28 protein-coding genes and 1 pseudogene are annotated in these 26417 nt (G+C 75.0%); 14 read left to right on the plus strand and 15 right to left on the minus strand.

Annotated features, from left to right (window positions below; all coding sequences use genetic code 11):
- Window positions 1-4: 4 nt before the first annotated feature.
- On the plus strand, window positions 5-1006 hold the full coding sequence (locus CKY47_RS08320) for an alpha/beta fold hydrolase (RefSeq protein WP_306745087.1): 1002 nt from the start codon (window positions 5-7) through the stop codon (window positions 1004-1006).
- A 10-nt stretch (window positions 1007-1016) separates the two neighbouring features.
- Window positions 1017-2474 (plus strand): protein adenylyltransferase SelO, encoded by a 1458-nt coding sequence (locus CKY47_RS08325; protein WP_306745088.1) that lies wholly within the window; start codon window positions 1017-1019, stop codon window positions 2472-2474.
- 18 nt (window positions 2475-2492) lie between these two features.
- On the opposite strand, the gene CKY47_RS08330 is transcribed toward CKY47_RS08325, so the two are convergent.
- Window positions 2493-2852 carry a VOC family protein gene (locus tag CKY47_RS08330; protein ID WP_306745089.1) on the minus strand — a complete coding sequence of 120 codons (360 nt, stop codon included), beginning with the start codon at window positions 2850-2852 and terminating at the stop codon, window positions 2493-2495.
- Between the two features lie 143 nt (window positions 2853-2995).
- On the opposite strand from CKY47_RS08330, the pseudogene CKY47_RS08335 reads away from it, so the two are divergent.
- Window positions 2996-3100 (plus strand): annotated as a pseudogene (locus CKY47_RS08335) (MarR family transcriptional regulator); the annotation flags it as partial.
- A gap of 345 nt (window positions 3101-3445) precedes the next feature.
- Here CKY47_RS08335 and CKY47_RS08340 read toward each other — a convergent pair.
- A complete protein-coding gene (locus CKY47_RS08340) occupies window positions 3446-4048 on the minus strand; it encodes an MSMEG_1061 family FMN-dependent PPOX-type flavoprotein (protein ID WP_306745090.1) in 603 nt (200 codons plus the stop codon).
- A 124-nt stretch (window positions 4049-4172) separates the two neighbouring features.
- Here CKY47_RS08340 and CKY47_RS08345 point away from each other — a divergent pair, with 124 nt between their 5' ends.
- The gene (locus CKY47_RS08345; RefSeq protein WP_306745091.1) at window positions 4173-4400 is read left to right on the plus strand and encodes an alpha/beta fold hydrolase; all 228 of its coding nucleotides are present in this window, start codon (window positions 4173-4175) and stop codon (window positions 4398-4400) included.
- Window positions 4401-4407: 7 nt separating this feature from the next.
- On the opposite strand, the gene CKY47_RS08350 is transcribed toward CKY47_RS08345, so the two are convergent.
- From CKY47_RS08350 to CKY47_RS08360, 3 genes are all read right to left on the minus strand, one after another.
- A complete protein-coding gene (locus CKY47_RS08350; protein ID WP_306745092.1) occupies window positions 4408-5691 on the minus strand; it encodes a hypothetical protein in 1284 nt (427 codons plus the stop codon).
- Window positions 5688-7070, minus strand: a complete 1383-nt coding sequence (locus tag CKY47_RS08355; RefSeq protein WP_306745093.1) for an alpha/beta hydrolase domain-containing protein — start codon at window positions 7068-7070, stop codon at window positions 5688-5690. The genes CKY47_RS08350 and CKY47_RS08355 overlap by 4 nt, the downstream gene beginning before the upstream one ends.
- A 172-nt stretch (window positions 7071-7242) precedes the next feature.
- The gene (locus CKY47_RS08360; protein WP_306745094.1) at window positions 7243-7800 is read right to left on the minus strand and encodes a QsdR family transcriptional regulator; all 558 of its coding nucleotides are present in this window, start codon (window positions 7798-7800) and stop codon (window positions 7243-7245) included.
- 122 nt (window positions 7801-7922) lie between these two features.
- Between CKY47_RS08360 and CKY47_RS08365 the strand changes: the two genes are divergently transcribed.
- The 3 genes from CKY47_RS08365 (at window position 7923) to CKY47_RS08375 (ending at window position 10184) form a co-directional block, all read left to right on the plus strand.
- Entirely contained in the window at window positions 7923-9014 is a 1092-nt protein-coding gene (locus CKY47_RS08365; RefSeq protein WP_306745095.1) for a sensor histidine kinase, read from the plus strand.
- Window positions 9011-9664, plus strand: a complete 654-nt coding sequence (locus CKY47_RS08370) for a response regulator (RefSeq protein ID WP_306745096.1) — start codon at window positions 9011-9013, stop codon at window positions 9662-9664. Before CKY47_RS08365 ends, CKY47_RS08370 begins: the two co-directional genes overlap by 4 nt.
- A 76-nt stretch (window positions 9665-9740) precedes the next feature.
- Window positions 9741-10184, plus strand: a complete 444-nt coding sequence (locus CKY47_RS08375; RefSeq protein ID WP_306745097.1) for a hypothetical protein — start codon at window positions 9741-9743, stop codon at window positions 10182-10184.
- 58 nt (window positions 10185-10242) lie between these two features.
- On the opposite strand, the gene CKY47_RS08380 is transcribed toward CKY47_RS08375, so the two are convergent.
- Genes CKY47_RS08380 through CKY47_RS08395 form a run of 4 tightly spaced genes read right to left on the minus strand, consistent with a single transcriptional unit; the run spans window position 10243 to window position 14268 of the window.
- Window positions 10243-10680, minus strand: coding sequence for a DUF3237 domain-containing protein (locus tag CKY47_RS08380; RefSeq protein ID WP_306745098.1), 438 nt, complete (start codon window positions 10678-10680; stop codon window positions 10243-10245).
- Window positions 10677-11549 (minus strand): amidohydrolase family protein, encoded by an 873-nt coding sequence (locus tag CKY47_RS08385; RefSeq protein WP_306745099.1) that lies wholly within the window; start codon window positions 11547-11549, stop codon window positions 10677-10679. The genes CKY47_RS08380 and CKY47_RS08385 overlap by 4 nt, the downstream gene beginning before the upstream one ends.
- Window positions 11546-13495 carry an acetoacetate--CoA ligase gene (locus CKY47_RS08390; RefSeq protein WP_306745100.1) on the minus strand — a complete coding sequence of 650 codons (1950 nt, stop codon included), beginning with the start codon at window positions 13493-13495 and terminating at the stop codon, window positions 11546-11548. Before CKY47_RS08390 ends, CKY47_RS08385 begins: the two co-directional genes overlap by 4 nt.
- The gene (locus CKY47_RS08395) at window positions 13492-14268 is read right to left on the minus strand and encodes a crotonase/enoyl-CoA hydratase family protein (protein ID WP_306745101.1); all 777 of its coding nucleotides are present in this window, start codon (window positions 14266-14268) and stop codon (window positions 13492-13494) included. The genes CKY47_RS08390 and CKY47_RS08395 overlap by 4 nt, the downstream gene beginning before the upstream one ends.
- A 30-nt stretch (window positions 14269-14298) precedes the next feature.
- Here CKY47_RS08395 and CKY47_RS08400 point away from each other — a divergent pair, with 30 nt between their 5' ends.
- The 3 genes from CKY47_RS08400 (at window position 14299) to CKY47_RS08410 (ending at window position 16143) form a co-directional block, all read left to right on the plus strand.
- Window positions 14299-14730, plus strand: coding sequence for a MarR family winged helix-turn-helix transcriptional regulator (locus CKY47_RS08400; protein ID WP_306745102.1), 432 nt, complete (start codon window positions 14299-14301; stop codon window positions 14728-14730).
- Between the two features lie 94 nt (window positions 14731-14824).
- Window positions 14825-15322 (plus strand): SigE family RNA polymerase sigma factor, encoded by a 498-nt coding sequence (locus CKY47_RS08405; RefSeq protein ID WP_306745103.1) that lies wholly within the window; start codon window positions 14825-14827, stop codon window positions 15320-15322.
- Window positions 15319-16143, plus strand: a complete 825-nt coding sequence (locus tag CKY47_RS08410) for a hypothetical protein (protein WP_306745104.1) — start codon at window positions 15319-15321, stop codon at window positions 16141-16143. The genes CKY47_RS08405 and CKY47_RS08410 overlap by 4 nt, the downstream gene beginning before the upstream one ends.
- Before the next feature lie 24 nt (window positions 16144-16167).
- Here the strand turns inward: CKY47_RS08410 and ilvD are convergent, their stop codons facing one another.
- From ilvD to CKY47_RS08425, 3 genes are all read right to left on the minus strand, one after another.
- Window positions 16168-17877 carry a dihydroxy-acid dehydratase gene (gene ilvD, locus CKY47_RS08415; RefSeq protein ID WP_306745105.1) on the minus strand — a complete coding sequence of 570 codons (1710 nt, stop codon included), beginning with the start codon at window positions 17875-17877 and terminating at the stop codon, window positions 16168-16170.
- Between the two features lie 72 nt (window positions 17878-17949).
- Window positions 17950-18489, minus strand: coding sequence for a GNAT family N-acetyltransferase (locus CKY47_RS08420; RefSeq protein WP_306745106.1), 540 nt, complete (start codon window positions 18487-18489; stop codon window positions 17950-17952).
- 55 nt (window positions 18490-18544) lie between these two features.
- Window positions 18545-20485, minus strand: a complete 1941-nt coding sequence (locus tag CKY47_RS08425; protein WP_306745107.1) for a discoidin domain-containing protein — start codon at window positions 20483-20485, stop codon at window positions 18545-18547.
- A gap of 115 nt (window positions 20486-20600) precedes the next feature.
- Between CKY47_RS08425 and CKY47_RS08430 the strand changes: the two genes are divergently transcribed.
- Complete coding sequence (locus CKY47_RS08430) at window positions 20601-21632, plus strand: LacI family DNA-binding transcriptional regulator (protein ID WP_306745108.1); 1032 nt, start codon at window positions 20601-20603, stop codon at window positions 21630-21632.
- On the opposite strand, the gene CKY47_RS08435 is transcribed toward CKY47_RS08430, so the two are convergent.
- Together CKY47_RS08435 and CKY47_RS08440 are read right to left on the minus strand one after the other, a co-directional pair.
- On the minus strand, window positions 21620-22684 hold the full coding sequence (locus CKY47_RS08435) for a spore photoproduct lyase family protein (RefSeq protein ID WP_306745109.1): 1065 nt from the start codon (window positions 22682-22684) through the stop codon (window positions 21620-21622). The two genes, CKY47_RS08430 and CKY47_RS08435, sit on opposite strands and share 13 nt — an antisense overlap.
- Window positions 22685-22881: 197 nt before the next feature.
- Entirely contained in the window at window positions 22882-23118 is a 237-nt protein-coding gene (locus CKY47_RS08440) for a hypothetical protein (protein ID WP_306745110.1), read from the minus strand.
- 195 nt (window positions 23119-23313) lie between these two features.
- Here CKY47_RS08440 and CKY47_RS08445 point away from each other — a divergent pair, with 195 nt between their 5' ends.
- On the plus strand, window positions 23314-24315 hold the full coding sequence (locus CKY47_RS08445; protein WP_306745111.1) for a pirin family protein: 1002 nt from the start codon (window positions 23314-23316) through the stop codon (window positions 24313-24315).
- 165 nt (window positions 24316-24480) lie between these two features.
- Here the strand turns inward: CKY47_RS08445 and CKY47_RS08450 are convergent, their stop codons facing one another.
- A complete protein-coding gene (locus CKY47_RS08450; RefSeq protein ID WP_371320636.1) occupies window positions 24481-24813 on the minus strand; it encodes a YnfA family protein in 333 nt (110 codons plus the stop codon).
- Window positions 24814-24899: 86 nt separating this feature from the next.
- Here CKY47_RS08450 and CKY47_RS08455 point away from each other — a divergent pair, with 86 nt between their 5' ends.
- Complete coding sequence (locus CKY47_RS08455; protein WP_306745112.1) at window positions 24900-25706, plus strand: class I SAM-dependent methyltransferase; 807 nt, start codon at window positions 24900-24902, stop codon at window positions 25704-25706.
- Between the two features lie 71 nt (window positions 25707-25777).
- Window positions 25778-26398, plus strand: coding sequence for a TetR/AcrR family transcriptional regulator (locus tag CKY47_RS08460; RefSeq protein ID WP_306745113.1), 621 nt, complete (start codon window positions 25778-25780; stop codon window positions 26396-26398).
- Window positions 26399-26417 lie beyond the last annotated feature (19 nt).

The raw sequence follows: 26417 nt of genomic DNA on the forward strand, positions 1-26417 counted from the left end.
GGAAATGATCACTCCGGACTTCCGGAGTGCGCGGGCCATTCCACTGTGGTGGGATCGGCGCGCACGGATCGTGCCGGAGCGTAAGCACGTTCCGGCGCGTGCGCCAGCCCGTGAATCGGAATTCCGAAGGGAACCCGTGGACGACGTCGCCGGCACCGCCGATCCCCGGTACAAGCCCTGGTCCCACTATCGCCCGGAAAAGACGGAAAATCCCGCGTCGACCATTCGGACGGCATTGTTCTGCCATGCGGCCGGTTTCACCGGTCTCACGTGGCGTTCGTGTGTCGAGGAGTTGCGCACACCGCTGCGCGCGATCGCCCCGGACCTCCGCGGCCACGGTTGCGCGCCGCCCCTGGCCGAGGACGCGGACTGGGGCGTGTTCGCCGACGACGTGCTCGCCGCGGCCCGCGACCGGGGCTCCGGACCGCTGATCGGCGTGGGGCACTCGCTGGGCGGGACCGCCCTGCTGCTGGCGGAGGCCCGGGCGCCCGGCACGTTCGACCTGCTGGTCTGCTTCGAACCGGTGCTCGCGACCCGCCACGACCCGGCGTTCGCCGAGGCGGCGGCCCGGCGGCGCCCGGTGTTCCCGTCCCGCGCCGACGTGCTGGCCCGCTACTCCGCCCGGCCACCGCTGTCCCGGCTCGCGCCCGAGGTCCTCGTCGACTACGTCGACTCCGGTCTGGCCGTCGAGCCGGACGGCCGGGTGAGGCTGCGCTGCGCGCCGGCGGTGGAGGCGCACCTGTTCCGGACGGCGATCTCGTGCCCGTGGCGGGAGGCGCTGCCCCGGGTGGCGTGCCCCACGTTCCTCCTGCGCGGGAGCGAGTCGACCGTGGTGGCCGGGGAACCGCTCCGGGCGGCCTGCGCGGACCTGCCCGACGGCCGGTCGCGCGAGGTCCCGGGGCTGGACCACCTGGGGCCGCTGGTGGACCCCGGCGCGTTCGCGGCGGTGCTCGACGGGATCTTCGCGGAATCCGGCCTGTCCCGAACCGCTCCGCGCGTCACGTAATTTTGGTGGGATGAGCACCGCACCGCCGACCGTCGTCCTGGGTGACGAGTTCGCCCGCACGCTCCCCGAGTTGGCCCTCCCCCGTCAGGCGGACGAGGCGCCCGCGCCGCGCCTGCTCGTGCTCGACGAACGGCTGGCCGCCGAGGTCGGGCTGGACCCCGCCTGGTTGCGCGGCCCCGAGGGGGTGCGCCTGCTGGTGGGCAACCACGTCCCGGACGGCGCCACGCCGGTGGCGCAGGCCTACGCCGGGCACCAGTTCGGCCACTACTCCCCCCGGCTGGGCGACGGCCGGGCCCTGCTGCTCGGCGAGCTCGCCCACGTCGACGGCCACCCGCGCGACCTGCACCTCAAGGGGTCCGGGCGCACGCCGTTCTCCCGGGGCGGCGACGGGCTGGCGGCGGTCGGGCCGATGCTGCGCGAGCACGTCGTGAGCGCGGCGATGCACGCGCTGGGCATCCCGACGACCCGTTCGCTGGCCGTGGTCGCGACCGGGCGGCCGGTGCGGCGCGAGACGGTGCTGCCCGGCGCGGTGCTGGCCCGGGTCGCGAGCAGCCACCTGCGGGTCGGCACGTTCCAGTACGCGCGGGCGACGGACGACGTGGACCTGCTGCGCAGGCTGGCCGACCACGCCATCGCCCGGCACCACCCCGCCGCCGCGCGGGCCGCGAACCCCTACCTGGCCCTGTTCGAGGCGGTCGTCGCCGCGCAGGCGTCGCTGGTGGCGCGGTGGATGCTCGTGGGCTTCGTCCACGGCGTGATGAACACCGACAACACGACGATCTCCGGTGAGACCATCGACTACGGGCCGTGCGCGTTCCTGGGGGCGTTCGACCCGACCGCGGTCTACAGCTCCATCGACCACGCCGGGCGCTACGCCTACGGCAACCAGCCCGTGGTGGCCGAGTGGAACCTGGCGCGGCTCGCCGAGGCGCTCCTCCCGCTGGTCGACGACGACCAGGACCGGGCGATCGCGTCGGCGGTGGAGGCGCTCGGCGCGTTCCGCCCGAGGTACGGGGCCGCCTGGTCGGCCGGGATGCGCGCCAAGCTCGGCCTGGCCGAGGGGCTCGACGACGCGGTCGCCTCGCCGCTGGTGGACGACCTGCTCGTGCTGCTGCGCGACAACCGCGTCGACCACACGTCGTTCTACCGCCGCCTCGGCGACGCCGCGCGCGGTGACGTCGAACGCGCCCGCGAGGTGTTCCTCGACCTCGCGGGGATCGACGGCTGGCTCGCCCGGTGGCGGGCGCTGGCCCCGGACGCCGACGCGATGGACCGGGTCAACCCCGTCTACGTCCCGCGCAACCACCTGGTCGAGGAGGCCCTCGCCGCGGGCGAGGGGGGCGACCTCGCCCCGCTGGAGCGGTTGCTGGACGCGGTGACCGCCCCGTACGACGAACGCCCCGGGCTCGACCGGTACGCGGCCCCCGGTCCGGAGGACCCCGACTACCGGACGTTCTGCGGCACCTGACGTCGCGGCGGCGGTCCGTCAGGAGTGGATCGTGACGGCGTACCCGTCCGGGTCGGCGAAGGTGAAGGTCCGCCCGAACGGGCTGTCCGCGGGCGCCGCCAGGATCGTCACGCCTGCCTCGGCGAGGTCGTCGTGCAACTGCTGGGCGTCGTCGGCGCGCAGCCAGAGCGCCACCCCCGCGCCGGGCCGCGGGGCGACGGCGTCCAGGTCGACTCCGGGGAGCGGGGTGCGCACCGCGGAGGCGACCGGGGTGGCGCCGAAGACGACGGCTCCCGGCGGACCGGCGGGGGCGCGGCGCAGCCCGAGGCGTTCCTCGTAGAACGCGGCCGACGCCTCCAGGTCGCGCACCCGGAGGGCGATGAAGTCGGGTCCGGTCACGGTGGCCGTGGGTGCTCCTTCGTCGATGTCAGGTTCCTGACACCACCGACTGCATGTCAGACTCCTGACATGGGGCAGAGCACGTGGACCTCGACTCGTCCGTCGGCTGCGTCCTCAAGCAGGCCGCCGCCCTGCGGGGCGCGATGGAGGCGGCCCTGCGCCCGCTGGGGCTGAGCGTGCCGCAGTACGCCTGCCTGGAGCTGCTGGGCCGGCGCCCCGGCCTGTCCGCCGCCGAACTCGCCCGCGGCGCCTTCGTCACCCGGCAGTCCATGCACGGGGTCCTCCAGGGGCTCCAGGACCGCGGCCTGCCGACCCACCGCGCCGCAGGGGCGCGCCCTGCCCACCCTCCTCACCGACGAGGGCGCCCGCCTGCTCGCCCGGGCCGGCCGCGCCGTCGCCGAGGTGGAGCGCCGCATGTTCCACGCCCTGCCCGCCGGCGGTCCGCAACGGCTGCGCGGCCGCCCTCGGCGACGCCGGCCGACCCGCGTCGCCCGCACCTCCGGCCGGCCCGACGGGGCCTGCCATCGCGACGTGGACGCCCGGTGCCGCCCGCGGGTTCGACCGGTCGCGCCGGGGACCACCGGGCGCGGGCGTCACGCCCGGGCGCGCAACCAGGTCTGCTGCGACTCGAACAGCTCGGCGACGTTCGGCAGGGCGTCCTCGGCGGGCCAGCCGCCGGGGTCCCAGGCGGAGGACCGGCGCAGCGCCTGGCCGCAGTGCACGAACAGCTCCTCGACCTCCAGGACCACGGCCACGGGGGGCGCGGGGTCGCCGAAGCGGTGCGCGAACGGGGCGTCGCGCACCGGGGTCGCGCGACCGTTGACGCGCAGCACGTCGTGCCGGCCGGGGACGATGAACACCATGCCCGCGCGCGGGTGCTGGAGGAGGTTGCGCAGGCTGTCCGCGCGGCGGTTGCCGGGCCGGTCGGGGAACGCGATCGTGCGCTCGTCCAGCACCAGGACGCTGCCGGCCGGGTCGCCCCGCGGGGAGACGTCCACGCTGCCGTCGGCGGCGGTCGTGGCCAGCAGGTAGAACGTGGCGGCTTCGAGGAAGCGCCGCGACTGCTCGTCGACGGCGGCGATCCCCTTGTCCCGCATGACCGGGTGCGGGTGCTCGACCAGTTCGCGCAGCTCGACCTCGTCGCGGATCGGGGTGCCGAGGGCGCTGTCGCTCCAGCCTGGCCGGGACGTGCTCATGGAGGTCTCCGAACGCGCGATCGTGGTGAGGCCCCCACCCAATCACGCGTTCGGAGCAGCGGCGACGCGTCGGGTCGGAGATCACAGTCCGCGGTTGGCACGTCGTTGACCAACACCGGAGGAGGTGCCGCTGCCGCGCGGCGCGGACGACCTGCGCGGGGTGACCGCGCCGACCCCGGTCGTGCGGGGCACCGAGGACCTGTTCCACCCGCCGGGTTCCGGCCGGCACCTCGTCGGCCTGCTGCCGGACGCCGTGCTGCCCGTGGTCGACGGCCTCGGGCACTCGTTGCCCGCCGTCGTGCACCGCGTGGTGGCGGACGCGGTCCTCGACCACGTCCGCCGCCACCCGTGAGCGAGGGTCAGCGCAGGTCCAGGTAGTCCTTGAACTGCACGGTGACCGCGTGCCGGTCGGACGGCCAGGCGCGCACCGCGATCGTGCGCGACCGCCCTCCCGTGCCGCGCGCGACCTGGGTGACGCGCACCCCGCCCGCGGCGGGCAGGTGGGTGTCGGTCGCGGTCAGGAACGGCAGCGTGCCGAACGGCGGCGGCACGGCTCCCGGGGTCGAGGTCAGGTCGCACCCGTCGTCGAACACGAACGCCGCGAGGACCTGGCGCCGGCGCGGCGCGACGGCCGGACCGAGCACGTCGACGCCGTCGAGCTCCAGCCGGTCGGTGTCGGCGGGCTGCTGGTCGGCCCACCACTCGCGGTTGCGCACGACGGTGAGCGCGGTGTGCGTCGGGCACCGGTCGACCTGGTCGCCGATCCCGCCGGGGCGGGAGACCTGCAACCGCAGGAACCGGTCCGACCGCTCGAACGGCTCGAAGTAGAAGTGGTTGACCAGTTCGCCGTCGCGGACCAGCTCCAGCTCGTAGTGCCTCGCGCCGTTGACGCGCAGCGGGCCGAACGACCCGTCGGCGGCGGTGCGCACGGAGTGGTGCGGACCGCCTCGGCGCGCGCCGGTCGCCGGGTCCACCTCCCACGCGTTCAGCAGGCCGGTCGCGCCGTCGTTCTGCGGGAAGTACGTGGCGCGGCCGGCGATCGAGACCGCCGACGGGAGCTGCGGCAGCACGAGCGTCGTGGCGGCGGCCCGTCCCCGCAGGAACCGGTGGACGTGCGCGAACCCCTCTGCGGACGTGGTGGTCTCGGTGTGCCCCAACGTGGTCAGGTACACGTTCGTCGCGCCGCCGATGGCCCCCTCGGGTTGCAGGCTGCCCCACAGCGCCAGGGTGGGCACGCCGCCGGGCGGCGCGGCGGCCGACCGGCCGTCGACGTTGACGTACCGGCGGACGCCCGCCGCGCGCGCCGGGTCGGCCAGGTAGGCGTGCAGCACCATCGTGCCGCGCGAGTGGGCGACGACGTCCACGGTGGCCGCGCCGGTGCGCGCCCGCACGTCGGCGAGGAACGCCTCCAGGCCCGCGACGGCGTGGTCGTTGGTGGGGATGCCCGTGTCGTACTCGAAGGCGTGCAGCAGCCGGTCGGGGTAGCCGTTGGTGGAGAACCGCTTGGCGTTGGACTGCCACTGCTGCGCCGAGCCCTGCTGGCCGTGCACGAAGACCACCGGCGCCGGCGGTTCGGACGTCGCGTGCGCCGGGGCGACGGGTGCGGTCAGCACCAGGGCCAGCGCGATCACCAGCGCCCTCATCGCGACCACCCGGCCAGGGCGTCGCGCAGGTTCCGCTTCGCGTCGGCGGGCAGCAGGTGCCCGGCGCGGACGTTGGCGACGTCGGCGGACACGACGCGCGCCACGTAGCCGGCGTGCTCCGGGTAGAGCCGGTCGAGGGTCGCCCGGTCGAACGGGACGTGCGTGCCGAACAGCCGGCAGAACGTCTCGCCGGAGTTGTCGCCGGTGTTCAGCGCGGTCGGCACGGCGACCTGGGACAGCCGGATGCCGCCCAGCGCCAGGCCGAGCGCGTCGCGCTTCCTGGTCACGCCGTCCGGCTCGAACTCCAGCGGCCGGGCCGCGGGCGGCGGCGTGCCGTGCTCGACCCAGCGCCGCAGGTGCTCGTAGGCCGCCGCGGTGACGTGGTGGACGGGGACCCGGCTGAACGGCGGCCGGTCGCAGGCGTAGGTGGGTGCGCCGCCCAGGTCGCGCTCGGAGATCGGCTCGCGGTAGACCTGACCCTCGTGGCCGGAGTGCGCGCCGCCCGCCACCTCCCAGCGGCGGAACCGGTCGGTGTCGGCGGGTCGGCGCGGGCTGGTCACGTCGGTCTCGGACAGCACCTGGAAGACGGGTTCGGCGCCGACCCGCGTGGGCGCGGGGCCGACGACGAAGGCGTAGCCGTCGAAGACCGGCTCCTGCTGCGGCAGGACGCGGTCGTAGAGCACCGTCATCCGGCCCGCGGACTGCGACGCGCCGATGGCCAGCAGCGTCCGGGTGCGCAGCCCGCCCAACAGGGTGCCGCCCGACGGGCCGCCGTCCCGCGCCCGGCCCGCCAGGGCGGCGCGGCCGGCCTGGGTGAAGACGTCGTAGGACAGCTCGTCGGCGGTGAACCGGCCACCGCCGGTCACGTCCAGGGCGCCGTAGCGGGCCGGGCTCCAGCCGCGGAGCCGGTCGACGCCGACGCGCTGCGCCGACACGCCGACCCAGGCGTGACCGGCCCGCAGCACGGACTCGGCGTTCCACAGCGCGTCCAGGTCGTACCCGGCGGTGACGTTCTGCCACTCGACCAGGGTGGTGCCGCTGAAGTGACGGGCGTGCGCGGGCCGCCGCACCACCACCCGGGTCGTGTAGGGCACGCCGGTGGCCACCCTCGTGCCGTCGACCGCGTAGCCGTCCGCGGCGCCGGAGAGGTGGAACTCCTGCTCGACGTACCCGGCGGCGGCGAGGTCGACCGGCGTGGAGAAGAACGGGTAGGTGTCCTCGACGCGCTCCGCGAGCCGGTCGCCGGGCACCGTGCCCGGTAGCGGCCCGACGAGCTGTGGCGCCCGGTCCGGCGGGGCGGCGGCCCCTGCGTGGGCGCCCGGGAGCAGGACTCCGAAGGCGATGACGAGCGGCACGAGGCCGCGCGGCGAGAACCGCATACCGACTCCCTCGACAGTGGGGGATGGTCGTCGCCGAACGTAACCGGCCGGTCACCGGGGTCACCAGCGCCGCCCGCGATCGTGAGACGGCTGTCTCAGCGGCGGTCGCCCGGCTGTCGCCCGACGGTGATCGCCCGACGGCGGCCACCCGGCTGCGGTCGCTCGACGGCGGCTACCCGGTTGCGGTCGGCCGGCGCGGCAGCAGCACGCTGCGGGCAGCCCGTTCGGCCAGGTCCGGGTCGAGCGGGTGGCCGCCCAGCAGCTCGGCGTAGATCGCCGACTCGACGATGCGCACGTACAGGAACGCGACCTGGTCGAGCGGACCGGCGCACCACTCCCCCGGCACCTCCAGCAGGATCTGCTTCTGCGCCGACACGGCCCGCCGGTGCACCGCGCCGCTCCCGTTGAACAGCACCCGCGCGGCCGTCTCCGGCTCGCCGCGCAGGAACGCCCGGAACGGCGCCGCTCCGCGCAGCCGGTCCACGAAGTGCCGCGTGATCTCCAGGACGCCCTCGACGCCGCCGTTGCGCCGCCGCAGTCGCGCCTGGGCGAGCTGCCGCTCACCGAGCCGCCACAGCACGTCGCCGAGCAGCCCGTCCCGGCTGTGCACGACGCGGTAGAGCGTCGCCCTGCTGATGGCGAGGCTGCGCGCCACGCCGTCCATGTCGACCTCGCCGTGCCGCAGGAAGAACCGGCAGGCGCCGTGCACGACCTGCTCCCTGCTCACCACGCGCCGCGTGCTGTCCGCCACCGCCAACCCGTTCCCGCCGGACCACGCGCCCGGCCCACCCCGCATCATGGCCGTCCCGCACCCGGTTGACCACGCCGTTCGGCCTCCAGCACAGTGGGCGCGTGCAGTGGGCGCTGAGCATCCTGGCCGTCGTGGCGTACGCGACGCTGCCGCTCGGCGGCTCCGGCAGCTACGAGACCCACCTCGTGCCCACCCTGCTCCTCGGGCTGCTCTACGTCGTGCTGTCCATCGTCGGGTTCCACGGGGTGCTCGGCCGGCGGAGGGCGTTCGCGGTCGCCTACGTCGCCGTCCAGCTGCCGCTGGGCTTCCTGGTGTTCGCCCTGTCCGGCGCGACGGTCGGGGGCATCCTGCTGCTGGTGGTGCTGGTCTCGCAGAGCAGGCTGCTGCTGCCGCTGCCCGCCGCCGTCGCGGTGGCCGTGCTCGTGCCGCTGGTGCACGCGCCGATGGAGTGGCGCGCCGGGCTGCGCGAGGGCCTGGGCACGTTCGCCGCGTGCGCGTTCGCCCTCGTCGTGACCGAGCTGCTGGTGCGCGAGCAGCGGGCCAGGGCGGAGTTGGCGCGGGCGCACGAGCGGCTGCGCGGGTACGCCGCCCAGGCCGAGCAGCTCGCCACCACCCAGGAGCGCAACCGGGTCGCGCGCGACATCCACGACGGGCTGGGCCACCACCTGACCGTCGTGCAGATGCTGCTCCAGGCGGCGCGTGCGGTGATCGGCACCGCCGACCCGGCCCGCCTGGACGCGATGCTGGCGAAGGCGCAGGACCAGTCGAAGGCGGCGCTGGCGGAGGTGCGCCGCTCGGTCTCCGCCCTGCGGGAGCCGCGACCGCTGGTGGACGCGCTGCGGTCGCTGGCGGACGCGACCGGGGAGGCGGGCGTGCCGACCGGGCTGGAGGTGCGCGGCGCGGCGCGCGAGGTTCGCGCCGAGGTCGGGGAGTCGCTGTTCCGGGCGGCCCAGGAGGGTCTGACCAACGTCCGCAAGCACGCGGGCGCGACGGCGGCGACCGTCGTGCTCGACTACGGCCGGGACGACCTGGTCCGGCTGGAGGTGCGCGACGACGGCCGCGGCGGGCACGAGGGCGGCGGCGGGTTCGGCCTCGTCGGGCTGCGCGAGCGGGTGGCGGGCCTCGGCGGGCGGGTGTCCCTCGACTCGGCCGCCGGGCGCGGGTCGACGCTGACGGTGGAGGTGCCGGGATGACGTCCGTCCGCGTGCTGATCGTCGACGACCAGGCCCTGTTCCGGGAGGCGCTGGCGACGCTGCTGGAGGTGCAGCCGGGCATCGAGGTGGTCGGCGAGGCCGGTGACGGTGAGCAGGCCGTGCGGCGGTGCGCCGAGCTGCGGCCGGACGTGGTGCTGATGGACCTGCGGATGGCGGTGCTGGACGGGATCGCGGCCACCGGCCGGCTGCGGGTCGAGCAGCCCGGCGTGCGGGTGCTGGCGCTGACCACGTTCGACGACGACGCGGACGTGTTCGCGGCGCTGCGCGCGGGCGCGGTCGGCTACCTGCTCAAGGACGTGTCCTCGGCGCGGCTGGTCGAGGCGCTGGTGGCGGCCCGGCGCGGCGAGTCGGTGCTGCAACCGTCGGTCGCGGCCAAGCTGGTGGCCAGGATCGCCCGGCTGCCGAGCGAGGACGACGCGCCGCCGCGCCCCCTGCCCGTGCCGCTGTCGGAGCGCGAGCTGGAGGTCGTGCGGCTGCTGGCCGGCGGGCTCAGCAACCGCGAGATCGCCGGCAGCCTGTTCCTGGCCGAGGGGACCGTGAAGAACCTGGTCACGAGCGTGCTGTCCAAGCTCCGGGTGCGCGACCGCACCCAGGCCGCGCTGCGGGCGCGCGAACTCGGCCTGCTCTGACGTCCGCTGGTCACGTGACCTCGCGCGTGACTTCCGGCACCTGACCGCGCCGCCCCGCCGGACGACCATCTCCACCATGACGAATCCCGTGGAGGACCCCGTGGAGGACCGCGGTGGAGGAGCAGTCGTGGACGCCGGAGGGGGGCAGCGGCCGGGGGGTGCGCTGCGCTTCGCCCGCCACTTCCTGGAGATGGTCGTGGCCATGGTGGTCGGCATGGTCGCGCTGGGACCGGTCTGGTCGTCCGCCTGGCCGGGCCTGGACGACGTGGTCACCGCGCACGTGCTGGTGATGGCCACGAACATGTCGCTGGGCATGGCGCTGTGGATGCGCGTGCGCCGCCACGCGTGGCCCGGCGTCGTCGAGATGTGCGCCGCGATGTACGTGCCGTTCGTGGTCCTGCTGCCGTTCCACTGGGGCGGCGCGCTGTCCGGGACGGCGCTGATGACGGCCGGCCACGTGCTGATGGTCCCCGCGATGCTGGCGGCCATGCTGCGCCGACGCCACGAGTACACCTGCTAGGCGGTCGCCTCGGCGCGCGGGGTGCGGGCATCGCCGACACCCGCGTGCCGATCACCGCTCAGCGGAGCACCGCGCGGTGGAACGCGAGGGAGACGCCCACCGGCCGGCCGTCGTCCAGGAGCGGGCCCAGGGTGCCGACCAGGACGGCGTCGTCGAGCCAGGCGTGCGGACCTGCCGGGGCTTCGACGCGCGGGGTGGTGAGGCCGCGCGGAACGCCGCCGTCGACGGTGATCGTGCCGTGGTTGGTGACGGTGAGGATCGTGCCGTCCCCGGTCCGCACCAGGTACCTCGCGCTCACCTCGGGCACCCCGTCGGCGCGCACCAGGCTCCAGTCCGCGCCGATCGGCAGGACCTCACCGGTGATCAGCGGGCCGTCGGCGCTGCCGCCGGTGATGGGGATGACGTGCCGCCTGCCGCCGGGAACGGGACCCGCGTCGACCGGCTCGCCGATCAGGACCCGCAGGCGGGCGACGAGTTCCAGGGCCGGTTCCGTCATCGGAGGCCTCCCAGGCCGAGCAGGCGGACGGCGTTCTCCTTGAGCACCAGCGGGCGGACCTCGGGCTTGACGTCCAGGACGTCGAAGTCGGCGCGCCACCGGTCCGGCGTGAGGACCGGGTAGTCGGAACCGAACAGCACCTTGTGCTTCAGCAGCCCGCCGACCGCGCGCACCAGCTGCGGCGGGAAGTACTTCGGCGACCAGCCGGACAGGTCGATGTGGACGTTCGCCTTGTGCGTGGCGATGGAGATGGCGGCGTCCTGCCACGGCACCGACGGGTGCGCGAGCACGACGGTCAGCTCCGGGAAGTCCGCGGCCACGTCGTCGAGCAGCATCGGGTCGCTGTACCGCAGCTTGATGCCGCGCCCGCCGGGCAGGCCCGCGCCGATGCCGGTCTGCCCGGTGTGGAACAGCGCGGGCACGCCGGCCTCCGCGATCGCCTCGTACAGCGGGTAGTGCGCGCGGTCGTCCGGCTCGAACGCCTGGAGGCTCGGGTGGAACTTGAAGCCGCGCACGCCGTGGTCCCGCACCAGCGACCGGATGCGCCGCACCGCGCCGGCGTCGTGCGGGTCGACCGAGCCGAACGGGATCAGCACGTCGGCGTGCGCGGCGGCGGCGTCGGCGACCTCCTCGCTGGACAGGGCGGGGTGGCCGAGGGCGGTGGTGGCGTCGACGGTGAACACCACGGCGGCGGTGCGGCGCGCGCGGTAGTGCGCCGCGATGGCCTCGACGGTGGGCGTGCGGTCCTGGTCGGACCTGAAGTACCGGGCGGAGGCGTCGAGGAGTTCCCGGTCGAGCGCGAAGTGCCCGTGCGCGTCCTGCTCCACGTGCACGTGGAAGTCGATCGCGTCCAGTTCGGCGATGTTCACGACAGCTCCTCGAAGACGTCCAGCGAGGTCGGGTCGGCGAGCGCGTCGCGGCCGGCGACGTCGTCCACCGCCGCGCCGAGCAGGATCTTCTTCACCGGCAGCTCCAGCTTCTTGCCCGTGCGGTTGCGGGGCACGGCGGGCACGGCGGTGATCCGGTCGGGCACGTGCCGGGGCGACAGCGCCGTGCGCAGCACGTCGGCGACCCGGGCGCGCAGCGCGTCGTCCAGCACCGCGCCGTCCGCGAGCTGGACGAACAGCAGCAGCTCCCCGCTGCCGCCCGCCGGGTCCTCCAGGTGGACCACGAGGCTGTCGTCCACCTCCGGCAGCTCCTCGACCACCGCGTAGAACTCGGCGGTGCCGAGCCGGACGCCGCCGCGGTTGAGGGTGGCGTCGCTGCGCCCGGTGATGACGCAGCTCCCCGTCTCGCGGAACCGCGCCCAGTCGCCGTGCCGCCACACGCCGGGGTAGGCGTCGAAGTAGGTGCGGTGGTAGCGGGACGCGGGGTCGGTCGGTTCGGCGTCGCCCCAGAACCGCACCGGCATGCTCGGCACGGGCCGGGTGATCACCAGTTCGCCGAGTTCGCCGACGACCGGTCTGCCGCGCACGTCGAACGCGGCGCAGTCCACGCCCAGCGTGGGTCCGGAGATCTCGCCCGCCCACACCGGCTGCCACGCGCTGCCCTGCACCATGGCGGTGCAGATGTCGGTGCCGCCGCTGCCGTTGTTGAGCAGCACGCGGTCGCCGAACTGCCCGCGCACCCAGTGGTACGCCTCCGCGGGCAGCGGGCTGCCGGCCACGCCGATCTGCCGCAGCCCGCGCAGCTCCAGCTCCTCCCCCGGCCGCAGCCCTTTCGCCCGGCACGCCATGAGCCAGCCGGGCGAGGCGCCCATGGTCGTCGCGCCGGTCTCGTCGGCCAGCCGCCACTGCCACCCGGGGTCGGGGTGCACGGGGTTGCCGTCGACCAGCACCACCGACGCGCCGACCAGCAGGCCGGACACCAGGGAGTTCCACAGCATCCACGCGGTGGTGGTGAACCACTGGAACCGGTCGCCGGGGCCGAGGTCCCAGGACAGCGCGTGGTTCTTGCTGTGCTCGACGGTGATGCCGCCGTGGCCGTGCACAATCGCCTTGGGCTTGCCGGTCGTGCCGGAGGAGAACAGCACGTACAGCGGGTGGGCGAACGGGACGGGCTCGAAGTCGAGGGGGCCGCGCCCGGCGAGGAGCTCGGCCCAGCCGACCGCGCCGGGGATCGCGCCGTCGCCGTAGGGGATCTCCACGACGTGGCGCAGGCCCGGTAAGCCCGCGCGGAGGGCGGCGACGGCGTCGCGGCGGTCGACGTGCCTCCCGCCGTGGACGTACCCCGGCACGGCGAGCAGCACGGCCGGTTCGACCTGGGCGAACCGGTCCACGACGCTGCGCGCGCCGAACTCCGGCGCGCAGGACGCCCACACCGCGCCGAGGCTCGCGGTGGCGAGGAAGGCGATCAGCGTCTCCGGGATGTTGGGCGCGAACGCGACGACCCGGTCGCCCCGGCCGACGCCCAGGCGCACCAGCCCGGCGCGGGCGCGGGCGACCCGGTCGCGCAGCTCCGCCCACGTCAGCTCGACCGGCGGCCGGGTCTGGGAGTGGGCGACGACCGCCACCTGGTCGTGGAAGGGGTTGCGCAGGGCGTGCCGCGCGTAGTTCAGCTCGGCGCCCGGGAACCACTCCGCGCCCGGCATCTCCCGACGACCCAGCACGGCGCGCGGCAGCGTGGTGAAGGTGATGCCGAAGTGCTCGACGACCGCCGACCAGAATCCGTCGAGGTCGGTCACCGACCACCGGTGCAGTGCGGCGTAGTCGTCGAAGCGCAGGCCGCGCGTCCGCTCCAGCCAGTCGGCGAAGCGGCCGATGCGGGTGGTCTCGCGGACGTCCGCGGGTGGCGTCCACAGCGGTTCGGGGGTCATGACGGCTCCACCTTGGGTCCGCGCCCGGTCAGGAACTCGGTCATCCGCCGCTGCGCCTCGTCGCTGCCGGAGGCGACGGCGGCCATCAGCGCCTCCAGCAGGTAGCCCTGGTCGGGCGCGGCCTCGGCGATCCGCGGCAGGGCCTGGAGCACGGCGAACGTGGTGATCGGCGAGGCCGCGGCGATCTTCCCGGCCAGTCCGAGCGCGCGGTCCAGGCCCTCGCCCGCGTCCACGAGGTACTGGGACAGGCCGAGCGCCTGGCCCTCGGCGGCGTCGAGGACGCGGCCGGTGAGCATCATGTCCGCCATCCGCGCCACGCCGACCAGCCGGGGCAGGCGCACCGACGCGCCGCCGCCGGTGAACAGGCCGCGCTGCCCCTCGGGCAGGGCGTAGAACGCGGACGGCTCGGCGACGCGGACGTGCGCGGCGCAGGCCAGTTCGAGCCCGCCGCCGATGACGGCGCCGCGCAGCACCGCCACCACCGGCACGGTGCCGCGCTCCACCCGGTCGAACGCGCGGTGCCACGCGCGGGAGTGCGCCACGGCGGCGAACGCGTCGACGCCGGCGAGGCTGTCGAGGTCGAGCCCGGCGGAGAAGTGGTCGCCCTCGGCGTCGAGCACGACGGCGCGGACGCCCGCCGGCGGGTCGGCGAAGAACTCGCCGAGGCCGTGCACGGTGGCGTCGTCGAGGGCGTTGCGCTTGGCCGCGCGCGCCAGTCGCAGCACGGCGATCTCGCCGCGGTCCTCCACCTGCACCGTGGGCGGGAGCGTCATGCGCTCGACGTTAACAGGAAACCTGTCATCATGGAGGATGTGCCGGTGGAACCGTCGCTGCTGTACGCCGTCAAGCAGGTGGAACTCGCGGTGCGGGCCAACCTCGACGAGGTGCTGCGCCCGCACGGCCTCACCACGTCCACCTACACCGCGCTGACCGTGCTGGAGCGCCGCGAGGGCATGACCACCGCCGACCTGGCCCGCAACTCGTTCGTCACGCCGCAGGCCATGGCCGACATCATCACGGCGCTGGAGAACCGCGGCCTGATCAGCCGCCGACCCGACCCCGACCACGGCCGCCGCCGGCTGATCGACCTGACCGCGCCGGGGCGGGCCGCGCTGGCCGAGGTCGCGCCCGCCGTCGCCGCACTGGAGGAGCGCATGGTCGCGGGCCTGGACGGAGCCGCCCGGCGGAGCCTGCGCGACTCGCTCAACTCGTGCCGGGCGGCGCTCCAGGGGTGACGCGGGCCTCTTCTCCCGCGGCGTGCAACGGATCGACCGGCTGCGCCGTTGAGGGGCGTGATCACAAGCCGAGTCGCGGATCGGGAGTGCGCCGATGGAGTTCGGTGAGTACGTGGCCGGGCGTCGTCCGGCGCTGATGCGGTTCGCCACGGTGCTGACCTGCCAACCCTGGCTGGCCGAGGACCTGGTGAGCGACGTGCTGAGCCGGGCGTTCGAGCGGTGGGACCGGATCTCGCGGATGGACCAGCCGCACGCCTACGTGCGGCGGATGGTCGTCAACGAGTACCTGTCCTGGCGCCGGCGGCTGGCCCGCACGACACCCCGCGCCGACGTCGGGCCCGACGTGGGGCAGCTGGGCGACGGCGCGGACGAGCGGGCCGAGCGGGACGCGATGATCGGCCGCCTCGCCGCCCTGCCGCGCAAGCAGCGCGCGGCCGTGGTGCTGCGCTACTACGCCGGGTTGCCGGACGCCGAGATCGCGGCGGAACTGGGCTGCCGGGCGACCACGGTGCGCAGCCAGATCTCCCGGGCCCTCGCCACCCTGCGGATCGACCTCGCCGCCGACCGCCACGCCTACCAGGAGACGACATGAGCGACCTCCGCGTGTTGCACGACGCCTTCGCCGAGCTGGAGCGGCGAGCCGACGCCGTGACCGCCGAACGCGCCTTCGAGTCCACGTCACCCGCGAAGTCGCGCACCGCGCCCAGGCTGGCGCTGGTGGCCGCCGCGGTCGTCGTGGTCGCCGGGGCGGCGGCCGGGACCGCGCTGCTGGTGCCGGACGACCGGCCCGGCACGCAGGTCGCGGCCTCGTCCACGACCGACGTCCCCACCGCCGACCTCCCGACGACCGCGTCCACGCCGCCCGCACCTCCCGGCACCCCGGAGGAACTGGCCGCGCGGCTCCGGGCCGTCCTCGGCGGCACGGCGACGTTCACCGTGACCGAGGCCGGGCCGGGCGCCGTGGTGATGACCGCTCCCGCGGCGCCGACCGCCGGGGCGTGGTCCACGCCGCCGCCGGCCCCGACGTCGACCTCGGCGTCCACCTCCGCGGCCGGGACGCAGGTGGGCGCGTCGATCGTCGGCACGCTGACCGCCGACGGCATCACCGGCGGCTTCCACCTGATCGTGTATCCCGGCATGCGGGGTGAAGCCCGGTGCGACGGCATCCCCGGCTCCGACTGCACGACCAGCACGCTGCCCGACGGCTCCTCGCTGACCACCCAGCGGACCGCGTTGCAGGGCTCCCCGACGGGCGTGACCCAGATGGTCAACCTGGTCCGCCCCGACGGCGTCGCGCTCATCCTGCACGTCAGCAACGTGACCGACCCCAAGGGACTCGGCGCCCAGCTCGCCGACGTCCCCCCGCTGACCGTCGAGCGGATGGCCGGGATCGTCACCTCCGACCTCTGGTGACGCCGCGCCGGCGCCGTCCGCGGATCACCCGCAGACGGCGCCGCGCGACGCCGAGCCGACCAGCTTCGCGTACTTCGCCAGCACGCCGCGCCGGTAGCGGGCGGGCAGCGGCGCCCAGTCCTGGCGGCGGACGGCCAGCTCGGCCGGCTCCACCTCCAGGTCCAGGGTGCCGTCGGCGACGTTCAGGGTGATCCGGTCGCCGTCGCGGACGAACGCGATCGGCCCGCCGTCCGCGGCCTCCGGGGCGACGTGGCCGACGCACAGGCCGGTCGTGCCGCCGGAGAACCGGCCGTCGGTGAGCAGCAGGACGTCCTTGCCCAGCCCGGCGCCCTTGATGGCCGCGGTGATGGCGAGCATCTCGCGCATCCCCGGACCGCCCTTGGGACCCTCGTAGCGGATGACCACGACGTCGCCCGCGGTGATCGTGCCGTCCTCCAGGGCGTCCATCGCGGCGCGCTCCCGGTCGAAGACCCGCGCGGTGCCGGTGAAGACGTCCGAGTCGAACCCGGCGGACTTCACCACCGCGCCCTCCGGCGCGAGCGACCCGTGCAGGACCGTGATGCCGCCGGTGCGGTGGATCGGGGACGACATCGCGCGCAGCACGCTGCCGTCGGGGTCGGGCGGGGCGATGTCGGCCAGGTTCTCGGCGACCGTGCGCCCGGTGACGGTCAGGCAGTCGCCGTGCAGCAGGTCCGCGTCCAGCAGCGCCTTCATCACCACGGGCACGCCGCCGATGCGGTCGACGTCGGTCATCACGTGCCGCCCGAACGGCTTCACGTCGGCCAGGTGCGGCACCTTCGCGCCGATCCGGGTGAAGTCGTCCAGGGACAGCTCCACCTCGGCCTCGTGCGCGATGGCCAGCAGGTGCAGGACCGCGTTCGTGGAACCGCCGAACGCCATCACCACGGCGATCGCGTTCTCGAACGCCTCCCGGGTCATCACCTGCCGGGCGGTGATCCCGCGGCGCAGCATCTCCACCACGGCCTGCCCGGAGCGCCGGGCGAACGCGTCGCGCCGCCGGTCCGTCGCGGGCGGCGCCGCGCTGCCGGGCAGCGACATGCCCAGCGCCTCGGCCGCGCTCGCCATGGTGTTCGCCGTGTACATGCCGCCGCACGCCCCCTCACCGGGGCAGATGGCCCGTTCGATCCGGTCGACGTCCTCGCGGCTCATCAGGCCGCGCGAGCACGCGCCCACCGCCTCGAACGCGTCGATGATGGTGACCTCGCGGTCGGTGCCGTCGGACAGCGTGACCCGGCCGGGCAGGATCGACCCGGCGTAGAGGAACACGCTCGCCAGGTCCAGCCGGGCGGCGGCCATCAGCATGCCGGGCAACGACTTGTCGCAGCCGGCCAGCAGCACCGTGCCGTCCAGCCGCTCGGCCTGCACGACCGTCTCCACGCTGTCCGCGATGACCTCGCGCGACACCAGGGAGAAGTGCATGCCCTCGTGGCCCATGGAGATGCCGTCGGACACCGAGATCGTGCCGAACTCCAGCGGGTAGCCGCCCGCCGCGTGCACGCCGTCCTTGCTCGCCTTGGCCAGCCGGTCGAGCGGCAGGTTGCACGGCGTGATCTCGTTCCACGAGGAGGCGACGCCGACCTGGGGCTTGACCCAGTCCTCGTCCCCCATCCCGACCGCCCGCAGCATGCCGCGCGCGGCGGTGCGCTCCAGGCCGTCGGTGACGTCGCGGCTGCGCGGCTTGATGTCGGGCGCCTGGCGCCGGGTCTGGTCCATGCCGGGAACCTAACGCCCCGGCGCGGCCGGCGCACCGGCCGGGCTCCTCCGGCGGCCCGCGCCGACGGACCGTCAGCCCTGGTCCGGGGAGGGCGTGGCGGGCAGGTGGGCGGGCCGCTCGTAGACGACCTCCAGGCCGTCCTCCTCGTCCCACTGCTCGCCGACCTCGACGAACCCGTACTGGTCGGCGAGCAGGTAGGACGGCTCGTTGTCGGGTCTGATGGCCACCCGCACCGTGCGCACCAGCGGTTCCTCGGCGGCCCGCCGCAGCAGGGCTTCGAGGGCGGCGCGGGCGTAGCCGCGGCGGCGGTGCTCCGGCGCGACGGCGTAGCCGATCTCCACCACGCCGTCCTCGTCCGGCGGACCGTGGTAGCCGGCCCGACCGACGGGGGTGCGCGACTCCTCGTCCCAGATGACGCCGGTGGTCCACGCGGCGCTCGACGGGTCCTCCTCGGCCTGGGCCAGGCGCATCCGCCACACGCCCCGCCACTCCTCGCCCGCGAAGGGCGGCGTCAGCGGCACCGGGCTCAGCGCGTTCGCCGCGGCCAGGTCGCCGTCCACGAGCGCGCGGAACACCGGCTCGCTCAGGTGCACGATCCGCACGTCCGTCATCCCGCCAGACTGGCACACCGGGTGCGGTGATCGCCGCACCGCACCCGGTGCGGGGTCAGCGGTACAGGCGGACGTCGGCGACGCTCCACCAGCTGCCGGACGCCTCGGTCGCGGTGACGCGCAGGTGCCTGGCACGGGTGGTGGGCACGTCGACGGTCGTCAGCTGCCCGGTGCCGACGCCGGTGGCGAGCGTGCGCCACCTCGTGCCGTCGTCGCTGACCGACAGCCGGTAGCCGCGGGCGAAGTCGCCGAGGTTGCCGCCGCTGTCGACCGCCACCCGGCGGAACCGCTCCCGCTCCCCGAGGTCCACCTGGAGGTACTGGCCCGGGGCCTGGGCCGCGCCGGTGCTCCAGCGGGTGGAGGCGTCGTCGTCCACGGCGAGGCGGGCGTCCACGCCGGGCGAGGCGGTGGCGGTGGCCCCGGTCAGCGGCACGAAGTCGAACCTGCTCGTCAGCGCGGGGCTGCGCGGCCACGTGAAGGTCGCCAGCGCGCCGCCCGGCAGGGTGTACTCGAACGTGCGCTCGCCGACCTCGACCGCGAACGTGCGCGGGTCGTCGTTCTCGTTGTGCACGACCAGGGCGGTGGAGCCGTCGGGGTTGCGGAACGCCACGTCCATGACCTGGCCGTTCCACCCGGTCGTGCCGAACGACGTGCTGGCGATCCGCTTCGCGCCCGGCTTCACGAACTTCGACAGGTGACCGATCGTGTAGTACTCGGCGTCGGTGGTGACGCTGCCGTCCGGCTGGACCGTGACCAGGCCGGTGCACGTGGCGCAGCCGCCGTTGTGCGGGCCGCCGGTGCTGTCCAGGGCGATGTTCCAGTTGACCGCCGAGCGCGCCCAGTTGCGGGTGGTGCCGAGCACGACGTTGCGGGCGTGCCAGGTGAGCGTGTCGCGGAAGACCTTGGCGGGCGGGTCCTGCGCGCCCTTCGAGCCTGAGCACTCGGTGAACCAGATGCCCTTGTCGGGGAACGCGTCGTGCAGCGCGGCCTGGGCGCCCGGGTCGCCGTAGTAGCAGTGGTACGCGGTGCCGGCGATCCAGCGGGCGGCCCTGCTGCTCAGCAGCCGGTACGGGTAGTCGGTCTCCGGGCTCGCACCGGGCGGGGTGTTCGCGGCGTCGTTCGGGTGGGTCGCCCAGTTGTGGTCGTAGCCGAGGATCGCGGTGCGCGGGCTGGCCGACCGCAGCTTCGGGCCGAGCGCCTCGACCACCCGGAGCTGCTGCGCGACCGGCATGTCCGTGCCGGGGTAGGCGTCGGGCGTGCGGTTCTGCGGTTCGTTCTGCACGGACAGGAAGTCGATCGGCACGCCGGCGGCGGTGTACGCCTGGACGAACTTCACCAGGTAGCGCGCGTAGGCGTCGTAGACCCGCGGGTCGTCCTGGAGGCGCCCGCCGACCAGCGAGTCGGTGGTCTTCATCCACGCGGGCGGGCTCCACGGGGTCGCCATGACCTTCAGCCGCGGGTTGAGGCGCTTGGCCTCGCGCAGCAGCGGCAGGATGACGGCCTCGTCGTGCGCGATGCTGAAGTGGCGCAGGGCGAAGTCGGTCCGACCGGGCGGCACGTCGTCGTAGGTGTAGTGCTCGGCCTCGGCGGTGAAGTCCGAGGAGCCGACCGGCTGCCGCAGGAAGCTGACGCCGATGCCGTGCACCGGGTCGAACAGGTCGCGCATGGTCTTCGCGCGCACGTCGGGCGCGAGGCCGTGCAGCACGGCGGCCGACGAGTCGGTGATGGACGCGCCGAAGCCGTCGACGGCCTGGTAGGTGCGGTCGGGGTCCACCACGATCGTCGGGTGGGTCGACGGCGTCGTGCCGAACGCGACGCGCGGCCGTTCGGCGAGCAGCTCGGCGCGGTCGGGCGTGGTGACCCACACCCGCGCCGCCACCTCGCCGGGACGCGGGCCGGACGCCTGGCCGGTCGCCTCCCCGGACGCCTGGCCGGACGTGACCGCGGACGCGGTCAGCGCGACCGCGACCCCGACCGCCGCGACGGTTCTCCTCATAGCCACCCACCTCGGTGTGTAACAAGACGTCAATCAGGATGGAACATCGTGTTCCGGGATGGAACACGGTTGGCCGGTTCGACGTCAAGAGGCAGGTCACGGGTATGGTGACCAGGTGGAGACCGACCGGCGGCGCACCAGGGTCCGCGACATCGCCGCGGAGACCGGCGTCTCGATCGCCACGGTGTCGCGCGTGCTCAACGACCACGTCAACGTGTCACCGCGGACCCGCGAGCTGGTGCTCCAGGCCGTCGAGCGGCGCAAGACCCGCGAGGTCGGCCCGCGCGCGGTCGCCGTGCGGTGCCCCTACCAGCTCACCGACTACTTCGGCCTGATCGTGTCGTCGATCGCCGAGGCGCTGCGCCTGCGCGGCGCGCGGGTGCTGCTCGACGCGGGCGAGTCGTCCCAGCACACCGACGCCCTCTCCGCCCTGCCCGACGACCCCGGGACCGCGGCGGCGATCCTCGTCCTGCCGCCCGAGGACGGCGAGGAGCTGGTGGCGCTGGCGCGGACCGGTTTCCCGTTCGTCGTGGTGGACCCCCGCACGCCCCCGCCGCCGGACGTCGCCGCCGTGTCGGCCGCGCACTTCTCCGGCGCCCGCGCCCTGACCGCCCACCTGGTCGACCTGGGGCACCGGGACATCGGCGTGATCGCCGGCCCCGAGGAGTGGCTGGCGGGCGACGCGCGCACGGCGGGCCACCACGCCGCCCTCGCCCGCGTGGGCGTCCTGCCGGCACCGCACCGGGTCCACCACGTGGAGCCGACCACCGCGGAGGGCCTGCGCGCCGCCGGGGCCCTCCTGGACGGTCCGACGCGCCCGACCGCGATCGTCTGCTTCAACGACAAGCTCGCCGTGGGCGCCCTGCACGCCGCCCTGGACCGCGGCCTGCGCGTGCCGGAGGACCTGTCGATCGCCGGGTTCGACGACATCGACCTCAGCCGGGCCACCCGCCCCGCCCTGACCACGGTCCGCCAACCGCTCCGCGAGATGGGCCGCATGGCCGTGACCCAGCTGATGAGGGTCCTCGACGGCGACCGCCCCGAAGCCCTCCACCTGGAACTCTCGACCACCCTGGTCCCCCGCGGCTCCACCGCCCCACCCCGCGAGAGTCCTGGGGGTTGGACTCCCAGGGGTCAGAAGGCGTAGCGGACGCGCAGGTAGGGGGCGTGCTCGGCGACGAGGTCCAGCAGCTCGTCCAGCAGTCGGCGCTTGAGACCGGCGCGGTAGCGGACGTTGACGCCACCGCCCTCGCTGCGCTTGCCCTCCTGGAGGTCCGGCCGCCACAGCAGCTCCTCGGCCTTCGGGTGCCAGCCCAGGTTGACCTCGTGCAGCGCGCGGTTGTGGGTCAGCATGATGATCTCGGCGGCGAGTTGGGCGCGGGTGGCGGGGGTGGTGGCGTCGCCCAGCGACACGAGCAGTTCGCGCCAGTCCTCCAGCCAGCCGTCGTGGACGACCACCGGGCTGAGGTTGACGTGCACCTCGTACCCGGCGGCGACGAAGTCGTCCAGCGCGGCGAGGCGGTCGGCCATCGGGCTGGTCCGGATGTCGAGCAGCTTCGCGGTGCGCTCGGGCATCAGGGAGAAGCGGACGCGGGTGCGGCCCTTCGGGTCCCAGGTGAGCAGCTCGCGGTTGACGTGCTTGGTCGCGAAGGACGCCTTGGCCGTGGGCAGCGAGCCGAACAGCTCGACCAGGTCCCGCACGTTGTCGCTGACCAGGGCGTCGACCGCGCAATCCGAGTTCTCGCCGATGTCGTAGACCCACGCCGCGTCGTCCACCTGGTCCGGTGACGTCATCGGACCCTGCCGCCGCACGTGCCGGGCCAGGTAGCCGGTGATCTGGTCGATGTTGGCGAACACCGTGATCGGGTTCGAGTAGCCCTTGCGGCGCGGCACGTAGCAGTACGCGCACGCCATCGCGCAGCCGTTCGCGGTGGAGGGCGCGATGAAGTGCGCCGACCGGCCGTTGGGACGCGCCGACAGCGACTTCTTCACGCCCAGGACGAGCGCCTCCCGCTTGATCCGCACCCACCGGCGCACGTTGGCCTCGTCACCGTGCAGCTCGGGGATCTGCCAGTGGCTCGCCACCTCGACCCGCTCGGCGTCGGGGAACCGGTCCAGCACGGCCCGACCGCGGGGCAGTTCGGCGGCGGCGGGCTCGACGTAGATGCGCGTGGGGCGCAGGAGCGGTTCGACGGTCACGCCTCCAGTGTCCGGATGGGACCGACAGCCGGCACGACGGGCGACCCCGGTGTGACCGACCACGCCGGTGACGACCGACACCCCGCCCGACAGCCCCGGCAGGCAACCCGACCGGCAGCCCTCGAACGGGCGGCCGGGTCAGCCGACGCGCGGGGCGGGACGGCCGCCGCGGGCGGGCGGCGGCGTGTCGGCGGACCTCACCGCCCCGGCCCCGAACGCCCGCGACCGGGGCGCGACCGCCCCGGCGCACGACCCGCGGGTCCGGCCGGCTCGGGCCGGCGGGACGGGCGCGCGCACGGCCACGGCGCGATCGGGCGCTCCCGGACGCCGTGGAGGTCGAAGGCCGACGGGGACGAACCGGGCGCGCGGGGCTCGTCGGCGGCGTCGGGGATCGAGTGGGCGTCGTGGGTGCCGTGGGCGTCGGTGGGCTCCATGGTGCGCAACGTATCGACGACCACCGACAATTCCGATCGACGTCCATCCCCAACCCACTGTCACCCACTCTCGTCGACTGTCGCCGACTGTCGCCGACCGGGGCGCGGACGACGGCCCGCCCGTCGCGAAGGTGACGTGGGAGGGGTACCGGCGCGCCCGGTGACCCTTACCATGGGCCGCATGGTGTCCACCGCATGAGCAACGTCGAAGCCGACCCCGCCGAGCTGGTGTGCGCCACCACGTCCGGCGGGGTCGAGGTGCTCGGGGCCCGGGAGGTCCCCCTGGGCGGCCCGCGCGCGATGACCGTGCGCCGCACGCTCCCCCAGCGGTCCCGGACGATGATCGGGGCGTGGTGCTTCGCCGACCACTACGGCCCCGACGACGTGTCGGTCAGCGGCGGCATGGACGTCGCGCCGCACCCGCACACCGGCCTCCAGACGGCGAGCTGGCTGTTCAGCGGCGAGGTCGAGCACCGCGACAGCCTCGGCGTGCACGCCCTGGTGCGGCCGGGCGAGCTGAACCTGATGACGGCGGGCCGCGGCATCTGCCACTCGGAGGTGTCCACGCCGGCGACGACCGTGCTGCACGGCGTGCAGCTGTGGATCGCCCTGCCCGACGCGCACCGCGACGTGCCGCGCGACTTCCAGCACCACGCGCCCGAGCCGGTCGCGGTGGACGGCGCGGTGGTCCGCCTGTTCCTCGGCACGCTGCTCGGCCGCACGTCCCCCGTGCGCACGTTCACGCCGCTGCTGGGCGCGGAGGTCGTCCTGGAGCCCGGTGCGCGGCTGGCGCTGGACGTCGACCCGGCGCACGAGCACGGCGTGCTGGTCGACCTGGGCGGCGTCGAGGTCGCCGGCACCGCGGTCGCGCGCGGCGACCTGGGGTACGTCGGGACCGGTGCGGCGTCGCTGGTCCTGGCCAACCCGGGCGACGCCCCGGCCCGCGCGGTCCTGCTGGGCGGCGAGCCGTTCGGCGAGGAACTGGTCATGTGGTGGAACTTCGTGGGGCGCAGCCACGAGGAGGTCGCGGCCCACCGCGAGGCGTGGCAGCGCGGTTCGGACCGGTTCGGCGAGGTCGTCGGCTACCCGGGTGACCGGCTGCCCGCGCCGCCGATGCCGACGGGCAGGCTGCGCCCGCGCCCCAACCCGGCACCCCACCCGGGACGTCCCGCCGACGCGCCGGCGACGGCCACCTGAACCGGGGCGGGCGCCGGCTCGCCGTCCTCCACGCCCCGCAGCGGCTTCCGGAGCACCCGCCCGGGCGTCCGCGCGCCCGGGCGCACCTCCTCGGCGCGCGACCGGGTCGGACGACCACCGCCGCCCCGCAGGAGGCGCGCGTGGCCTCCCGCGCCCCGACGCGCGTCATCCGCGCGGGGCGTACATGATCACGGCCACGCCGACCAGGCAGATCGCCGCCCCCAGGTAGTCCCAGCGGTCGGGGCGGAACTTGTCCACCGCCACCGCCCAGGCCAGCGACCCGGCCACGAACACCCCGCCGTACGCGGCCAGGATGCGCCCGAAGTGCGCGTCGGGCTGGAGGGTCGCCACGAACCCGTAGAGGCCGAGCGACACGACGCCCGCGCCGATCCACAGCAGCCCCCGGTGCTCGCGGACGCCCTGCCACACCAGCCAGGCGCCGCCGATCTCCGCCAGCGCGGCCAGCACGAACAACACCAACGAGCGAACCACCGACATGATCGCGACCCTACTGCCCCTTGACAGCACCCACCGACGTTATGAACAGTTGTTCATGAACATACGTTCACAACAAGGGGGCACCCGTGCACGAGGTCGTCAACACCCACCAGGCCGAGGCGTGGAACGGCTACGAAGGACGGCACTGGGCCGAGCACCAGGCCCGCTACGACGAGGTCAACAGCGGGTTCAACGAGGTGCTGCTCGACGCGGCGGGCATCGGGCCGCACGACCGCGTGCTCGACATCGGCTGCGGGAACGGCCAGGTCACACGGCTGGCCGCGGCACGGGGCGCCGGGGCCGTCGGCATCGACCTGTCCGCGCCGATGCTGGCCCGCGCCCGGCTCTCCGCCGTCGCGGAGGGCGTCGGCGACGTCGTCTTCGAGCAGGGCGACGCCCAGGTGCACCCGTTCCCGGTGGGCGCGTTCGACGTGGCGCTGAGCCGGTTCGGGGTGATGTTCTTCGCCGACCCGGTGGCCGCGTTCGGCAACGTCGCGCGGGCGCTGCGGCCCGGAGGGCGGCTGGCGTTCCTGGCGATGCGCGACCTCGGCGACCTCGGCGACGTGGTCGCCGCGCTCGGCTGGGACCCCGCGCCGGGCCACGGGCCGCTGTCGATGGCGGACCCGGACGACGTCGACCGGGTGTTGCGCGCGGCCGGGTTCCGCGACGTGCGGGCCGCGGCGGCGGAGGCGCCACAGGTGTGGGGGCGGGACGTGGCCGACGCGACGGCGTTCCTGATGGGCTGGGGACCCGTGCGGCACGCGCTGCGCGACGACGACGCGGCCGCCGCGGAACGGGCGGAGCGCGCGGTGGCCGAGTCCCTGCGGCCGCACGCAGGACCGGGCGGCGTGCGGCTGCGCGGCACCGCGTGGCTGGTCACGGCACGGGTGTGAGGCGCGGGTGCGGTGTGGGGCACGGGTGCGAGGTGCGGCCGTGCCGGCGCCGGAGCCTACGATGCAGCGCGATGGCACCTCGACGAGCGGCAGCGCTGCGTGACGGCGGCGTGAGCCTGCGCGACCACCTGATCACGTCGGCCGCCGCCCTCATCGCCGAACGCGGCACCGCCGGGCTCACCGTCCGGGACATCGCGCGCGCCGCGGCGGTCGCCGTCGGCGTGCTCTACAACCACTTCGCCGACAAGGAGGAACTGCTCGCGCTCGCCCTGCACGAGCACGTCCGCTCGGTCGGCGAACGGCTCGGGCCGCCCGCCGCCGGCGGCACGCTCGCCGAGGACCTGCGCGCGTTCGTCGTGCACGCGCTCGACGTGCACGCGGCGATCCTGCCCGCGTTCGCCGGCCTGGTGGGGCAGCCGGAGGTCTTCGCCCGGTTCGACGCGCTGCCCGACCCGCTGGCCGGCGGGCGCGGCCTGCACGACGAACTCGCCGCCCGCCTGCGCGTCGAGCGGGACCGCGGCCGGGTCGCGGCGGTCGCCGACGTGGACGCGGTGGCCACCCTCGTCGTCGGCGCGTGCCACGAACTGGTGCTGCCGCGCCTGTACCGCTCGCCGTCCACCCCCGTCGAGGTGCCGCCGGGGTACGTGGACGCGCTCGTCGAGACCGTGCTGAACGGCATCGCGCCGCGGTAGGTGTAGTACACCTGGTGAG

The organism is Saccharothrix longispora, assembly GCF_030852425.1.
Taxonomy (GTDB): domain Bacteria; phylum Actinomycetota; class Actinomycetes; order Mycobacteriales; family Pseudonocardiaceae; genus Actinosynnema; species Actinosynnema longispora.

Coding starts and splice junctions, on each gene's coding strand:
- CKY47_RS08320 (WP_306745087.1), top strand. CDS start 5: ATGATCACTCCGGACTTCCGGAGTGCGCGGGCCATTCCACTGTGGTGG.
- CKY47_RS08325 (WP_306745088.1), top strand. CDS start 1,017: ATGAGCACCGCACCGCCGACCGTCGTCCTGGGTGACGAGTTCGCCCGC.
- CKY47_RS08340 (WP_306745090.1), bottom strand. CDS start 4,048: ATGAGCACGTCCCGGCCAGGCTGGAGCGACAGCGCCCTCGGCACCCCG.
- CKY47_RS08350 (WP_306745092.1), bottom strand. CDS start 5,691: ATGAGGGCGCTGGTGATCGCGCTGGCCCTGGTGCTGACCGCACCCGTC.
- CKY47_RS08355 (WP_306745093.1), bottom strand. CDS start 7,070: ATGCGGTTCTCGCCGCGCGGCCTCGTGCCGCTCGTCATCGCCTTCGGA.
- CKY47_RS08370 (WP_306745096.1), top strand. CDS start 9,011: ATGACGTCCGTCCGCGTGCTGATCGTCGACGACCAGGCCCTGTTCCGG.
- CKY47_RS08375 (WP_306745097.1), top strand. CDS start 9,741: ATGACGAATCCCGTGGAGGACCCCGTGGAGGACCGCGGTGGAGGAGCA.
- CKY47_RS08380 (WP_306745098.1), bottom strand. CDS start 10,680: ATGACGGAACCGGCCCTGGAACTCGTCGCCCGCCTGCGGGTCCTGATC.
- CKY47_RS08390 (WP_306745100.1), bottom strand. CDS start 13,495: ATGACCCCCGAACCGCTGTGGACGCCACCCGCGGACGTCCGCGAGACC.
- CKY47_RS08395 (WP_306745101.1), bottom strand. CDS start 14,268: ATGACGCTCCCGCCCACGGTGCAGGTGGAGGACCGCGGCGAGATCGCC.
- CKY47_RS08400 (WP_306745102.1), top strand. CDS start 14,299: ATGGAGGATGTGCCGGTGGAACCGTCGCTGCTGTACGCCGTCAAGCAG.
- CKY47_RS08405 (WP_306745103.1), top strand. CDS start 14,825: ATGGAGTTCGGTGAGTACGTGGCCGGGCGTCGTCCGGCGCTGATGCGG.
- CKY47_RS08410 (WP_306745104.1), top strand. CDS start 15,319: ATGAGCGACCTCCGCGTGTTGCACGACGCCTTCGCCGAGCTGGAGCGG.
- ilvD (WP_306745105.1), bottom strand. CDS start 17,877: ATGGACCAGACCCGGCGCCAGGCGCCCGACATCAAGCCGCGCAGCCGC.
- CKY47_RS08420 (WP_306745106.1), bottom strand. CDS start 18,489: ATGACGGACGTGCGGATCGTGCACCTGAGCGAGCCGGTGTTCCGCGCG.
- CKY47_RS08425 (WP_306745107.1), bottom strand. CDS start 20,485: ATGAGGAGAACCGTCGCGGCGGTCGGGGTCGCGGTCGCGCTGACCGCG.
- CKY47_RS08440 (WP_306745110.1), bottom strand. CDS start 23,118: ATGGAGCCCACCGACGCCCACGGCACCCACGACGCCCACTCGATCCCC.
- CKY47_RS08445 (WP_306745111.1), top strand. CDS start 23,314: ATGAGCAACGTCGAAGCCGACCCCGCCGAGCTGGTGTGCGCCACCACG.
- CKY47_RS08450 (WP_371320636.1), bottom strand. CDS start 24,813: ATGTCGGTGGTTCGCTCGTTGGTGTTGTTCGTGCTGGCCGCGCTGGCG.
- CKY47_RS08460 (WP_306745113.1), top strand. CDS start 25,778: ATGGCACCTCGACGAGCGGCAGCGCTGCGTGACGGCGGCGTGAGCCTG.